General features: G+C 62.3%; 13 protein-coding genes and 1 tRNA gene. 11 read left to right on the forward strand and 3 right to left on the reverse strand.

Annotated elements, in window-relative coordinates; translation table 11 throughout:
- Positions 1-32: 32 nt before the first annotated feature.
- The gene (locus tag BLW08_RS03500; protein WP_091323367.1) at positions 33-4,193 is read left to right on the forward strand and encodes a DUF4011 domain-containing protein; all 4,161 of its coding nucleotides are present in this window, start codon (positions 33-35) and stop codon (positions 4,191-4,193) included.
- A 26-nt stretch (positions 4,194-4,219) separates the two neighbouring features.
- On the opposite strand, the gene BLW08_RS03505 is transcribed toward BLW08_RS03500, so the two are convergent.
- The 3 genes from BLW08_RS03505 to BLW08_RS03515 all read right to left on the reverse strand — a co-directional run bounded on the left by BLW08_RS03505 (position 4,220) and on the right by BLW08_RS03515 (position 6,114).
- Entirely contained in the window at positions 4,220-5,020 is an 801-nt protein-coding gene (locus tag BLW08_RS03505) for an RcpC/CpaB family pilus assembly protein (RefSeq protein WP_091323368.1), read from the reverse strand.
- Positions 5,021-5,090: 70 nt separating this feature from the next.
- Positions 5,091-5,345, reverse strand: a complete 255-nt coding sequence (locus BLW08_RS03510) for an FmdB family zinc ribbon protein (protein ID WP_091323369.1) — start codon at positions 5,343-5,345, stop codon at positions 5,091-5,093.
- Positions 5,346-5,499: 154 nt separating this feature from the next.
- Entirely contained in the window at positions 5,500-6,114 is a 615-nt protein-coding gene (locus BLW08_RS03515) for a 5-formyltetrahydrofolate cyclo-ligase (RefSeq protein ID WP_091323370.1), read from the reverse strand.
- Between the two features lie 127 nt (positions 6,115-6,241).
- Here BLW08_RS03515 and galU point away from each other — a divergent pair, with 127 nt between their 5' ends.
- The 10 genes from galU (at position 6,242) to crcB (ending at position 13,638) form a co-directional block, all read left to right on the forward strand.
- Positions 6,242-7,147, forward strand: a complete 906-nt coding sequence (galU, locus tag BLW08_RS03520; RefSeq protein ID WP_090819105.1) for a UTP--glucose-1-phosphate uridylyltransferase GalU — start codon at positions 6,242-6,244, stop codon at positions 7,145-7,147.
- A gap of 6 nt (positions 7,148-7,153) precedes the next feature.
- The gene (locus BLW08_RS03525) at positions 7,154-7,780 is read left to right on the forward strand and encodes a GNAT family N-acetyltransferase (RefSeq protein WP_090817952.1); all 627 of its coding nucleotides are present in this window, start codon (positions 7,154-7,156) and stop codon (positions 7,778-7,780) included.
- 130 nt (positions 7,781-7,910) lie between these two features.
- The gene (locus tag BLW08_RS03530) at positions 7,911-8,801 is read left to right on the forward strand and encodes a hypothetical protein (RefSeq protein ID WP_091323868.1); all 891 of its coding nucleotides are present in this window, start codon (positions 7,911-7,913) and stop codon (positions 8,799-8,801) included.
- A gap of 6 nt (positions 8,802-8,807) precedes the next feature.
- Positions 8,808-9,608, forward strand: coding sequence for an SDR family oxidoreductase (locus BLW08_RS03535; RefSeq protein ID WP_091323371.1), 801 nt, complete (start codon positions 8,808-8,810; stop codon positions 9,606-9,608).
- 36 nt (positions 9,609-9,644) lie between these two features.
- Positions 9,645-9,717: transfer RNA gene (locus tag BLW08_RS03540), tRNA-Ala, on the forward strand.
- A 321-nt stretch (positions 9,718-10,038) separates the two neighbouring features.
- The gene (locus BLW08_RS03545) at positions 10,039-10,581 is read left to right on the forward strand and encodes a PadR family transcriptional regulator (protein WP_090817961.1); all 543 of its coding nucleotides are present in this window, start codon (positions 10,039-10,041) and stop codon (positions 10,579-10,581) included.
- A 5-nt stretch (positions 10,582-10,586) separates the two neighbouring features.
- Positions 10,587-12,302 carry an ABC1 kinase family protein gene (locus BLW08_RS03550; RefSeq protein WP_254779656.1) on the forward strand — a complete coding sequence of 572 codons (1,716 nt, stop codon included), beginning with the start codon at positions 10,587-10,589 and terminating at the stop codon, positions 12,300-12,302.
- Between the two features lie 28 nt (positions 12,303-12,330).
- Positions 12,331-12,852, forward strand: coding sequence for a universal stress protein (locus BLW08_RS03555; protein WP_090817964.1), 522 nt, complete (start codon positions 12,331-12,333; stop codon positions 12,850-12,852).
- A gap of 19 nt (positions 12,853-12,871) precedes the next feature.
- Positions 12,872-13,270, forward strand: a complete 399-nt coding sequence (locus BLW08_RS03560) for a fluoride efflux transporter FluC (protein ID WP_254779658.1) — start codon at positions 12,872-12,874, stop codon at positions 13,268-13,270.
- Positions 13,267-13,638, forward strand: coding sequence for a fluoride efflux transporter CrcB (crcB, locus tag BLW08_RS03565; protein ID WP_090817969.1), 372 nt, complete (start codon positions 13,267-13,269; stop codon positions 13,636-13,638). Before BLW08_RS03560 ends, crcB begins: the two co-directional genes overlap by 4 nt.
- The last annotated feature ends 47 nt before the right edge of the window (positions 13,639-13,685 follow it).

Here is a 13,685-nt window from a genome sequence, read left to right on the forward strand (position 1 = left end):
GCTGACCGCGTATTCCCGCTACCCTCGAAAGTATGCCGGTATGGTCCAAGGCGTCTAAAGCTAGTACAGAAAAGAAGGCAGAAGTTGTGTCAGTAGGTCAAGGCCAGGAAGAGGGCTCCGAAGAGCTCCGTAAATGGCTGTCTGGTCTTAAGCCCGTCACCGGGGCGGACACGATGCTGCGCTTCGTCAAGACGCCCGAAGGCGCCATCGACCTCAGCAACGCGCACCCGTCCGGGCTTGCCCAGTTGCTGGCAGGCCGCCGAACACGCCTCTCTACCCTGATCAGGGATCGGCAACAGTACCTGGTGGCGGCCCGCGCAGCGCGCAACATCCGGTCCAAGATTTTTGAGCTCAGCAATGACCGCGGTATCGAAGCCGGCTATTTGTCCGCCGGTACCGTTGTGTGGACGTCCGCGGTGGGCGGCAAGCCTCAGCGAGTTTCCGCGCCTGTGATGCTCACCTCCATTGTCCTGACGGTCAGGCCCGGTGAGGACGACTTCGAACTCCAGCTGACTGAGCAAGCACGCATGAACCCGGCGCTGGTGCGTCACCTCAAGACCGTCCACGGCATCGTCTTTGATGTCAACGCGGTAGCGAGGATGGCCTACAACACCGCGAGGTTCGATCCCCAGCCGGTGCTGGATCGCCTGTCCACGCTCGTGCAGCCAATCCACGGTGCCGATGTTGAGTTCAACCTGCTGGTGACCACGCTCGCCGACCTGTCGGGCAATCTCGACGATCCTTGGATCAATACGAACAACCCCACAGTCGCGGCTCTGTCGTTGGCAGCGAACGGCGGCGACATTGAGCCCGAGGCCATCAAGGCGGGCAGGTTCCCCAGCCTTGATGTCCGCGATCCGGCTGATGAACTTCTCTTGCTCGACGCCGACACGGACCAGCAGTACGTGGTGGATGCTGTTCGCGCCGGTGACTCACTGGTGGTCAGTACCCCACCCGGGAGCGGCCAGACACAGACTGCCATTAATGCCATAGGTGCGTTGGTCAGCGCAGGCAAATCCGTGCTCGTGGTAGGGGACAGGCAGTCCAGCCTCGCAGGCCTTTCCGCCCATTTGGAATCACTCGGCCTTGAATCGATGCTGTTCCGCCCTGGCAACGGAACCACGCCGCAGCAGCTTAAGGGGCAGTTGGTCCGGGCCATCATGCGGAACGAGAAGGCACTCGAACCGCAGTTGGGCAACCTGCACCAGACTCTGACCGGTCACCGCCATGCACTCATGGACCATGTGGCCTCGCTGCATAACGTCCGGGAGCGCTGGGGATGCTCTCCTTACCAGGCCATGCAATCGCTTGCTGAGCTGACGTCAATCCACCCCGCGCCCTCAACGACGGTCCGCTTGAAGCGCAGCGTCCTGGACAACATCAAGGACCGTGAGGAACTCGCGGGCCGTTTGCGTCGCGCTGCCGAACTGGGCAGTTTCAGCCGGGCGTCCACTTCCAGCCCTTGGTATGGGGCGCGGCTGGTCACCCGCAAGGAGACTGAGGAAGCCCAGCAGCTAGCCCGTTTGGCAGAAGAAAAGCTGCCGGTGCTGCGGGACCGGATGAAGCAGTTGTCCGATCACGCCGAAATTCGTTTGGGGGAAACGTTCACGGAGTGGGGCGCCCAGCTCGAACTGCTCATTGCCGTTCGGGAGAGCCTGGACAAGTTCACGCCTGATATCTTCGACCGTCCGGTGCATGATCTGATATCCGCCACCGCGAGCTCCGCTTGGCGCCGTGAGCGCAACCTTGAGATGCCCTCCATGCAGCGGTCCCGTCTGCGCCGGGTAGCCAAAGAGTACGTGCGGCCCGGTGTGCACATCGCAGACCTCCACAGTTCACTGGTCCTGGTCCAGGAGCAGCGGGCCCTCTGGGCAGGCTACGCCACCACGCAACGTCACCCTGCCGTTCCTTCTGGCCTTGCTGACCTCGGTGCTTTGTACCGGGAACTGGACGGTGAACTACATCGCTTGGGTGATGCCCTGAAGCACACAAGCGCGGGAGGTTTGCTGCATGGGACCCCGTATCTGGAGTTGATGGAGCGGCTGGAACGGCTTGTTGCAGACACTTCTACCTTGGAAACCCTTCCCGAGCGCACACTCCTGATCGAGGAAATGCGCGAGCACGGCTTGGGCGAGTTGCTGTCCGATTTGGCTGCCCGTGAAGTTCCTGCGTCCTCTGTTGCTGCGGAATTGGACCTTGCCTGGTGGCAGTCCGCTTTGGAAGCCATGATCAGCGGGGACGACTACCTTGCCATGTCTGACGGCGACTCCTTGCGGCGCCTCGAAGCCGAGTACCGGTTGGCGGACCAAGCACACATTGCCAGTGGAGCCGCGCGGCTGCGGTGGCAATTGGCCCAGAAGTGGCGGCAGGGCCTCCTGGAGCACCCCAGGCAGGCTGAGCTCCTCAAGGCGTTGCTGAAGGACGGCCGGGTTACCTTGCCGGCGCTCAGCGCCCAAGCGCCCGACCTCGTACCCCTCCTGGTTCCGGTGTGGTCCGTCAGCCCGTATCTGCTGACCGGCGTTCTTCCGGCCGAGCAGAAGTTTGACGCTGTGGTGGTCATCGACGCAGAGTCGACCTCACTGCAGGCAGTGCTTCCCGCGATAGCCCGGGCGCCGCAGGTAGTGGCTTTCGGTGATGCAAAAATTGCCAATGCCCGCACCTTCAGTGTGGCTGTGGAGCCTCCAGTAGCTGGAGTTGCCAGCCATGAGAACGTGGACAGCGCCTATAAGGCTTTGGCCCGGGTGCTGCCTACGTGGCAGCTGAACTGGGTCTACCGGGCTGTGGATGAGGACCTGATCCTCCAGCTGAGCAAGAACTACTACGACGGCGGCCTGCGCAGGCTGCCGGACGGCAACTCGGTCACCGGCCTGGATCGTTCCATTCATGTGGAGTACATTCCCGATGGCACCGGGCTCCCGGGTGCCGACCACGAGGGCGTCGAGTCGGTCACCGCCGAGGTCAACCGCGTGGTGGACCTGGTCTTTGAGCACGCCAGGCTGCGGCCCCGGACGTCTTTGGCCGTGGTGACGGCCAGCCTGCGTCACGCCGCCCGTATTGGCGAGGCCATCAGGCTTCAGTTGCCCAACCATTCGTTGCTGTCCGCATTCTTTGGAGCCGGTCCGGAATCTTTCCGTGTAGTGGACCTCGAGCGCGCCCAAGGTTTGGTGCGGGATCACGTGATCTTCTCGCTGGGTTACGGGCGTACTCCCCACGGCCGTGCCCTGCATTCGTTCGGCCCATTGTCCGTTGAAGGTGGCCGGAACCGGTTCGCCCTGGCGATGACCCGTGCGCGCCGCTCCATGCACGTTCTGAGTTGCTTCCGCCCCGAGGATCTGGACCTTGACCGCTTGGCTCATGGAGCGGTGGACTTCTACGAACTGCTGGACCGGGAACTCTCCGGAAACAGCAACCTCGGAACGCCTGCATCCCGCGCTGTTGCCAGTGAGCAGGCGCTGGGGGAGGATCCCCTGGTGGCTGATCTCGGTGAACGCCTGCGTGCCCGGGGAGCCAGGGTCTGGCACCTTTACGATGGCGTGCTGGATATCGCTGCCGCAGCGGATCCCGTCCATACGATTGGCCGGGAAGGTGCGGAGATCCCTACTCCCGTGGCCATCGAGTCCGACGGAACGGAACGCTACCGGCGCATGAGCGTCCGCGAACGCAGCCGCCTGCGCCCGCAGCTGCTTGAACGAATGGGCTGGCGTTATATGTCGCTGTGGACGATCGAGGTCTTTACGGATCCCTCGTCCTGTGCAGATCGGATTGGATCCTACCTCGGGCTGGAGAACCACATCCCGAGGCCTGCTTCCCCCCAGCATGGTTTCCTGGACATGGATGTTGAACAATTGACATTGGATAAAGGGCAACCAAGCTACGCCCACAGTTCGGCCGGGCAAGCGGAGGGCGAAGTCCACGATGCTGCGGGCCACGCGAACAACGTCATAGAGAACGGGAAAGAAGCACCACAGATGGAACAGGAAACCGGCACGGACGACGCAGCCGCTGAGTCCGGCGCACAGGTCGATGCCGCTCCGGAGGAAAGAGCCGGGTCCAAGGCGTCCGCGTCCAAGCCCGGCACTGGCGGGATTCTTCCCACCAAGGCTGCAGAGGACGATCCCCGGCAGTGGGGCGACGAGCCCGGATACGATCATGAGCAGTGGCTGAAGGAGCAAAAGCCGCCGCATTGGGGCTGACTTGCCTGCGGCAATTGCTCCGCTGATCACGGACTGACCAAAACAAAGAAGAGCTTGCCCTGCGTTGACGCGCCGGCAAGCTTTTCTGCTTGCTGGGGATCGGCTGCCACCACTACCAGCCCCTCAGTGTCGCTTGTCCCGAGCCATTCTCCGGCCTTGCCCCCGTGGGCCGAAGTCCAGAGGACGGGAACGGGGCCGGCCAGTACCTCGCTTTGTTTGGGCTCGTCGTAGGAACCCGCTGACGTGAGCACCACCGTTACGAGCTGGCCGGGGGAGAGCAGCTGAATGGACGAGGGGTCAGCCATCCGTAGCGGGACTGCTGCCGAGCCCAAGGGGGCTCCCGTGAGCAGCCCAGGTCCCAGGAGGTTGGATTCAGCAGGGATCTGCCCTTTGCCGAGTGGCGACGCGAGCTGGCGTCCAACCAGGACTCCCGCGTCTGTTACGGATCCGGAGACAGCCAGCTCCGGGGCTACAGCTACATTCGCAAAGTCGGATTCGGTGAGGCTGGTGCCCGTTGGAAGGTCTCGGGCTGCGACCAGTACATTGACCCGCAGTTGGGACTCCGGAGTCATCTGTTGGACTGCGATGCCAGTGGCGAGGCACAGCAGGAGTGCCACTGTCAGCCGACGATTGCGTGCAATCCAAGAGCGTGATGCCTGAACCGGGTTCCGGCGCGCAACGCGGTTGAAGGGTTTGCCCCGGGAGAAGGTTTCGCCCCGATAAACGGTTCCTGGCGGACGGGAATTCGTGACGGGAGGCAGAGGCATGGCAGCTGATGCTGAGCGTTCAGCGCGGGCAAGGAGCGCGCTACGGGACTTCTGTGGCATGCCGCCACGTTAGCCAGCGGACCGGACGGCCTGACAGTAGCTTGAGGCCGTATGTGGAAAAGGAAGAGTCCTAGCTCGCTGCTGGTGCCGGAGCGGCAGCAGCAGCAGGGGACGCTGCCGGAGCGGCGGAAACCGTGCTGCCCTTGGAATCGCGGGAATCAGTCCTGTAGAACCCGGAGCCCTTGAAGACGACGCCAACGCTGTTGAACTTCTTGCGAAGCGAACCTTTGCACTCGGGGCACTCTGTCAGGGAGCTGTCAGAGAACGACTGGACGATGTCAAAGGCATGGTCGCAGTCTTTGCAGGCGTATGCGTATGTGGGCACTGAAATCCTCCTTCAGGACAAAGTTCAGGTCCTGTGCAGCGTCAGCGGAGAACATCCGCATTAGCAGTCGCAGGGCCTGAGTGCCAATTCTATCATCCGGACTCCGGGAGCGTGCCAGTGAGTGTGCCGGAACTCACCCGACGGCACAGTGCAGTCAGGACCCCTCAGATGCGACGCCGAGCTGGACGACGCCGGAAGGGGTAAGGACTTCGCGCACCGGGCGGTCAAAGGCTTCGGCGGGAATCGAACCCGGAGGCAACACGTCGTCGTCGTACACCACAGCGATAGTGGGTGGTCGCTGGCCGGAAGCATCCAGACCCTGGAGCAGGCGGTCGTAGTAGCCGCCGCCCTGGCCGATCCTGTTGCCATCCCGGTCAACTGCTGTAGCGGGCATGAAGATACCGGCAGCCCCGGCTATCACGGAGCTCGCCAGGCGTTCGCCAACAGGTTCGTCGATGGGTGCGTAGGCAGATCGGGCAAAGTTCGTGCCGGGCGTCCAGAAGACCCAGCTCAGCTGCCTGCCCGGCTCGCAAACGGGCAGTAGAACCCGGTGGCCAGCGTCATGGAGGGACGTGATCAGGGGCAGGGTGGGTGGCTCGAAGGCGACTCCGACATAGACGGCAAACGTTGCGCCTGAGCCTGGTGAAGTCCTCGCAGCCCACGCTGTTCCATGCCCGGCAATGGATTCGCCCGCCTCTGCTATCTGTTCCGGAGTCAGGGTCCGCCGGTGCAGGCGCCTGCTACTGCGGATGTCTTCCTTGGATGCCATCTGTGTCCGATCGTGAGGTGTTGTTCGTCCTGGTAAGCCGCGTATGCCATCAGTTCCGCGATCCAAATGTGCTAACGGTGCGGCGAGGGTTTAGCCGTTGATGTATTCCTTCCGTTACATTAGTCCCGTGACTCTTGATAACAATGCTGTCCGTAAGGCCGTCATCCCCGCAGCGGGTCTTGGCACCAGGTTCCTCCCTGCAACAAAGGCGATGCCGAAGGAAATGCTGCCAGTGGTTGACAAGCCGGCCATCCAGTACGTCGTCGAAGAAGCCGTAAAGGTTGGCTTGCATGACGTCCTGATGATCACCGGACGCAGCAAGCGTGCCTTGGAGGATCACTTTGACCGCGTGCCGGCGCTGGAGGCGACCCTGGCTGAAAAGGGTGACACCGCCAAGCTTGAAGCTATTCAGTCCGCCACCAACCTGGGTGACATTCACTACGTCCGCCAAGGTGACCCCAACGGTTTGGGCCACGCAGTCCTCCGCGCCAAGCAGCACGTGGGCTATGAACCCTTCGCTGTCCTTCTGGGTGATGACCTGATCGACGCCCGCGAGGACCTCCTGAGCGAAATGATCGCTGTCCAGCAGAAGACCGGTGGGTCAGTTGTGGCCCTCATTGAAGTTGAACCCTCCAAGATCAGCGCCTACGGCTGCGCGGATGTAGAGGAGATCGGCGAAGAAGGCTACGTGCGCATCAAGCAGCTCGTGGAGAAGCCTTCCCCGGAAGAGGCTCCCTCCAACCTTGCTGTGATCGGCCGTTACGTGCTGCATCCCGCCGTGTTTGATGTCCTGGAGAAGACAGCTCCGGGGCGCGGCGGAGAGATCCAGTTGACTGATGCGCTGGAGGTCCTGGCTGCTGGCGAGGGCGAAGGCTACGGCGTGTACGGTGTCGTCTTCCGCGGCCGTCGCTACGATACCGGTGACAAGCTCAGCTATCTCAAGGCATGCATTGAGCTCGCGTGCGAACGTGAGGATCTCGGTCCCGAGCTTCGTGAGTGGCTGCCGACCTTTACCGCTGCGCTTCCCAAGTAACACCGGATGTACGGCTCTGCGATCTGGCCGGTAACGCTGGAAAGCGGAGACTTGCTTCTTCGGCCCATTCGTTACCGCGACAAGCGGGAATGGTCTGAAGTCCGCTCGAAGAACAGTGAATGGCTCGCACCATGGGAGGCGTCCAACCCGGCACCGGGTGGGCGCCTGCCCAGTTACCGTCAGATGGTGGGGTCCCTGAACGATCAGGCCCGCCAGTCCACGGCCCTTCCGTTTGTCATCGTCGAACGGACTCCCGGTTTCCGGGAGCCGCGCATCGTGGGGCAATTGACGGTGTCGTCCATAGTGTGGGGATCGGCCATGATGGCCACACTGGGGTATTGGGTTGATCAGGAGCGGGCGGGCCGCGGAATTGCTCCGACAGCGGTGGCCATGGCCACGGACCACTGCTTCAGGGTGCTGGGACTTCACCGGATGGAAATCAACATCAGGCCGGAGAATGGCCCCAGCCTCCGGGTGGTGGAGAAGCTCGGATTCCGTGACGAGGGTTACCGTGAACGGTATCTGCACATCAACGGGGAATGGGCTGACCACCGTTCATTTGCGTTGACATCGGACGAGGTTCCCGAGGGGCTCCTGCGCAGGTGGCTCCAAGGACAAACGGGCAGGTCATAAGGCTTTTCGACCGTATCTCCAGTCATTTGCGGACTCGCCGACGACACACCGGGCGCAATGCCGCCACCCCCGGGGATTTGCTTCTACGGTTTTGAATGTGGACTTCCCTCTCAGCAGCTCAGTGATACTCGTGGTCACTGTCGCGCTGTGGATGGTCTGGGTGGCGCCTTACGTTCTGCGTAACCGCCGGCAACAAGTCCAAACGGCCACTGTGCCAGCAGAGGCATTCGACGACGAACCAGACGAACCGCAGGCAGGGGTGGTATTGACTTTGGCACCTCAGCAGGAGAAACCGATGGAGACCATGCACAGCAAAGCACAGGCCTCGCCGCAGGATTCCCGCGTGGCAGAGTCGTCCGCCATACCAACGCCCGTTACCCCCTTCACGATTCGTTACGCGCGGTGCACTCTGGCGTTGTCCGGTGCAGCGCTGCTTTTGACGGCAGTGATTTCCGGGGTGCTTCTGCTTTTCCGCACGGGATCCTTTTGGTTGCCGTTGGTGTCCTTCATTGGGGCGGTCTTCGCTGTCGTGATTCTGCGCAGGCTTGCTCTTCGGGATCTGCGCGAACGACGTGCGCGCCGTGCAGCCCAGGCATCGCGCATCCCCACTCCCGCGCGCTATCTGCCGAAAGAGCCGGCCGTCGAGTCGAAGGAAACCACTGTTTTCGACGCCGAGGCCAGTAGTAGTGAGGCTGCGCGCCTGTCCGCTGTGGAGCTTCGTGAGGCTGCGCTGGCAGTTGCCGTGGCGGCTGGAGACACGTCTGCACAAGCGGCCGAAGACACGAGGGGTTCCAGTTGGCAGCCGGTTTCGGTTCCCAAGCCCACCTACGTTGATGCCGCCAAGGCCCCGAGGCCTGCTCCCGAGCCCTTGGATCTCCCTGAGGCTCCCAAGCCAGTTGGCAAGCCTGTGCTGAAACAGGGCGTTGATCAGATGGATGCTGCTGCGATGTCGGCGGCGTCGGTCAAGGGTCAGAGCGCCCTGAGCAATCTGGACGACGTCCTGCAGCGCCGCCGCGCGTAATTTCCGATGACCAGCATCTGCGTGGCTGGTGGAACCGGTCAGGTGGGCCGCGAGGTTGTCCGGCTTGCCCTGGCTGCCGGGCACTCCGTCACAGTCCTGTCCCGCCACGTGCCCCCGACAGGATCGAACAGGCATCACGATGTAGCCAGCTACTTTGCGGGCGACGTCACCACAGGGGATGGTCTGTCAGACGCATTGGCGGGTGCCGACGTCGTGATCGACTGCCTTGAAGGGCAGTTTGGCAAGGCGCAAAAGCATTTCGCCGACGGCGGTGCCAGGCTTCTGGCCGCGGCCAACCGGGCAGGGGTTGTAAAGGCCGTGGCCCTGTCCATCATCAATTGCGACCAGAGCACGTTTGATTACTATGCGACAAAAGCAGCCAAGGAACAGAAATACGCTGAGTCGACATTGGAAACGGTGGTGGTGAGAGCGACGCAATTTCACAGCTTGGTGGCGGCTGTCTTCGCGGCCGCTGCGAAAGTGCGGGTTATTCCTGTTTTCAAGGGTGTGGGTTTCCAGAGCATTTCTCCCGTGGACGTGGCGAAGGTCTTGCTGCTGGAAGCCGTGGAGGAACCTTCTTCCCAGCTGCACAGGGTCCGCACCATCGGCGGTCCGGACGTGCTGGACATGAGGGCGATGGCGGTGTCCTGGAAGGCCGTAACGGGTGCGCGGGGCAGGATTGTGCAGTTGCCTTTGCCTGGCGCGATGGGCGCTTTCCTGCGTGCCGGCCGTAACCTGATCCCGGAGCAAAGGATCGGGACTGAGACCTTCGTGTCGTGGTTGGAAAAGCGCAAGGAAAGTTTGTAGCCTAGGGACACTGGCCGGGTGCCCACCACCGGTCCAGGGGCTATAGCTCAGTTGGTAGAGCGCTTCGTTCGCATCGAAGAGGTCAGGAGTTCGAATCTCCTTAGCTCCACAAATTTCCCGGGATAATTCCAGCCGCGCCAATCCTCGGAGCGATCAGGATGCAGGTAGTGCCGGGTCCCAGCCGCTGTAAAAGACGAGTACCTACTACTCGTGTGCGGGCATAGCCGGTTCGTCTTTACTGAACCCAGCGGATCCCCTGCGCCGGCTAATGATCCCCCTCGTTTGCCGGGGCAGCCCCAAAGATCCGCGGCCGGGGCCGGGCGACACCACCCAGAAGTGTTGTCCGGTCCTGTGCTTAACCCAGCAGACCCCTTGGGTATATCGTTAACTATCGTTCAGTATCGTTCGCGACGTCCCCGAGGTGAGCAAGATGCATAATTCATTCCCTGCAAACGGATTTATGGGCAACAACCTGGATGGCATGTGGCAGGCTGTCGAAGAGTTTCGCTCCCGCTTCGAGAAGCGTGCCGGCACCCGTGCCGGCCGGGGGGAGTTACGGACGGCTATTCTGGCACTCCTTGCCGAGCGGCCCATGCACGGGTATCAGATCATCCGGGAAATCGAGGAGCGCAGCGGTGGCAACTGGAAGCCCAGTGCCGGCTCCGTTTATCCCACCCTGCAATTGCTGGCAGATGAGGGCTTCGTCAATGCCGAAGAATCAAGCGGACGCAAAATCTACTCCTTGACCGAAGCGGGTCGGGAAGACGTGGCCAGTGCCGAGGCATCCGCGCCGTGGGACTCCGTGGGCACCAGTTCGGGCCCGGGTTTTGCTGCCTTGCCCAAAGCTGGCGTGGACCTTGCGCAGGCCGCAGCACAGGTTGGCCGCACAGGGACGCCCAAGCAGGTTCAGGAGGCCGTTGCAGTGCTGGAAGAGGCTCGCCGCAGGCTGTACTCGATCCTCGCACAGGACTGAGGGCGGTGACGTTGGATCGTCGCCACCGGGTAGGTGCAACACCGGGCGCAGGGGACGCCCGCACCCGATATCGTCGGATCCTGCGGTTTGCTTCATGGAATCTCGCCGTCACGTGGTGGTTTGAGTTGTTCCTGCCCCGGGTGGGTCTGCGGTGGGTCTCTGATCGCAACCGCGCCCAGCGGATGAGGGGCTTTGCGAAGCGCTTCCATGACTTGGCTGTGGAACTTGGTGGCCTGATGATCAAGGTGGGCCAGTTCATGTCGTCCAGGCTGGACGTCCTGCCACCTGAGATCACGGCCGAACTTGAAGGGCTCCAGGACGAAGTCCCGGCGGTGCCATTTTCGGAGATACGTTTACTGGCTGAAGCTGAGCTGGGTGCGCCGTTGGAGACAGTGTTCGCCTCGGTTGAAGAGACACCTATAGCTGCCGCTTCACTCGGGCAGGCCCACCGGGCAAAGCTTCTGGCCGGAAATGCGGAGGACACCGGGCTCAGCAGCGTGGTCTTTAAGGTTCAGCGGCCGGGCATCGATACCATTGTGGACGTCGATCTGGCGGCTCTTCGCAAAGTAGGCGGATGGCTGAGCCGTATCCGCCTCGTATCGGATCGGGCGGATGTGCCTGCCCTGATCAAGGAGTTTGCGCAGACCAGCCTTGAGGAGATCGACTACCTTAACGAGGCCGCAAATTCCGAGCGTTTCGCAGCGGATTTCGCCGGTGACCAGAGGGTGACTGTGCCCGGAGTCGTGTGGGAAAGGACAACGCGACGCGTGCTTACCCTCGAAGATGTCACTGCCATCAAGATCACCGACACCGAATCATTGCGGATGGCCGGAATTGACCCAGCGACTGTGGCGCCGGTCTTTGCATCCGTGATGTTTGACCAGCTGTTCACGAACGGCTTTTTCCATGCGGATCCACATCCCGGGAACATCTTTGTCACGCCCATGGCCGGCGCATCCGGCGAGCGACCCTGGAAACTAACATTCATCGACTTCGGCATGATGGGGGAGGTCCCGCCAAAGACCCGGAGCGGGCTGAGGAAGCTCCTGATTGTTGCTGCCTCCCGGGACGGCAAGGGCTTGGTGTCCGCCATCAGCGACGTTGGTGTGCTGATGCCATCTGCTGACACAGCAGAGCTGCAGCGTGCCATGACCCAGCTCTTCTCACGGTTTGGAGGAATGGGGTTCGCAGAGCTCCGCGATGTGGATCCGCGGGAATTCCGCGACTTTGGCTCCGAGTTCGGCGCTGTCATTCGTTCGTTGCCCTTCCAGCTGCCGGAGAACTTTCTCCTCATCATCCGTGCCATGTCGCTGACGTCCGGCGTATGCAGTTCCTTGGATGCCCGCTTCAATTTGTGGGACGCGGTGGAACCCTACGCAGCACAGCTACTCCGCGACGAACGTGGCAACATCGTCAACGACGTCGCGTCCCAGGCTCTGGATGCCGCAACAGTTGCTTTGCGCTTACCGAAACGGCTGGACGGGCTGATCAACCAAATCGAGGACGGTGCCCTGGAAGTGGGCAATCGTCGCCTCGAACGACAAATGGAGAGGCTCATCGTCACGGCGCGCAGGGCTGTAGCCGCCCTGGTCTTCGGGGCGCTCCTGATTGCAGGATCCGTGGTGAGGGCTGACGACGCGGTGCTCGGCAACGTGCTCATGATCCTGTCCGTCATTCCGTTGGTCCATGGTTTGTGGTCCGGGCGTCGTCGTCGTCCGTGAGCTACAGCCGGCGTCGTAGAATTGCCGTGTGACTGAGCCCCCAGCACCTCCTCCCGAGGCATCCAACAGCATGTCAGGTCCCATCCTGGTGGGTGTGATGCCGGGGCAGCGTCCGGTGGTCGTCGAGCAGGCAGCACAAGTAGCTGCCGCTGCGGGCCTCCCACTCGTGTGTGCATTTGCCGATGTCACGGTGTATCCGGTGGATGGCAGCGCCGGGGGTCCGGCTGCGCCCATTGATCCTGACGGGGTTGATGACGATGCTCCCTGGATTCCTGAGGAGTTGAAAACTGCCATTGCCTCGCAGCTGGCAGGGAGAGGCGTGGCGTGGTCCATCGTGCGTCTGGCAGGTGAGCCGGCGCAGGCCTTGGCCCGCCAGGCCAAGGACATAGGCGCGTCGATGCTCGTGGTGGGCACGCGGGAGCACACGCTGTCGGCGGCTTTTAAGGACCTGACGGCCGGCTCCGTGGCCCGGCAACTGTTCCATCGCCAGGACCTGCCGGTACTGGTCATCCCGGTGAACCCCCGGGTTCCGGATGATGATGACGACTGAGGCCAAGCGTCCGGTCCACTTGCACTGGAGATTTATCGGCATCGTGGCGGCGGGCGGCGTGCTGGGTGCCTTGGCGCGGTATGGCCTTGGATTAGTGATCCCGGCGCCAGGTGCGTGGCCACTTCCCACCTTGGTCATCAATCTGACGGGTGCTTTGGCGCTAGGCGCGTTGCTGGAAGGACTCTCCCGCAGCGGACCCGACGTCGGTAATCGCCGCGTCCTGCGCCTTGCCCTGGGAACGGGGTTCTTGGGCGCCTACACCACCTACAGCACATTGGCGCTGGACGCAGTCCATCTCTTCGCTGCGGGTGCAGCCCCTGCGGCCGCGGGCTACCTTCTGGCCAGCCTCCTGGGCGGCGCAGTAGCCACCACTGCCGGTATCTGGCTTGGCGCATGGCACCACAGGCGGAACCAATGACGGTGGTTCTGCTCGCTCTGGCTGGTGGAGCCGGCGCAGGGGTTCGGTTCGTCATCGACGGACTGGTCCGCTCGCGCCTCAAGACGGCGCTCCCTTGGGGAACCATCATTATCAACATCTCGGGTTCCCTGCTGCTCGGCTTTCTTGCTGGTCTTGTCATGCGCGGCCAAGCACCGGAATCCCTCCTCCTGGTTTTAGGCACAGGATTTCTGGGTGGCTACACCACCTTCAGCACGTCCAGCCTGGAGACCATCCGATTGGTCCAAAGTGGCAGGGCAGGACTGGCGCTTGTCAACGCCATGGGGTCAATGGCCGCGAGCGTTCTGGCCTCCGCTGCAGGCGTATTGATCGCTTCACTGCTGCCCTGAGCTGTGGTGAACTTCACCATCAAAAGTGTCATTGCCCGCCTGTAGGA

It is taken from the genome of Arthrobacter sp. cf158 (assembly GCF_900106835.1).
GTDB lineage: Bacteria > Actinomycetota > Actinomycetes > Actinomycetales > Micrococcaceae > Arthrobacter.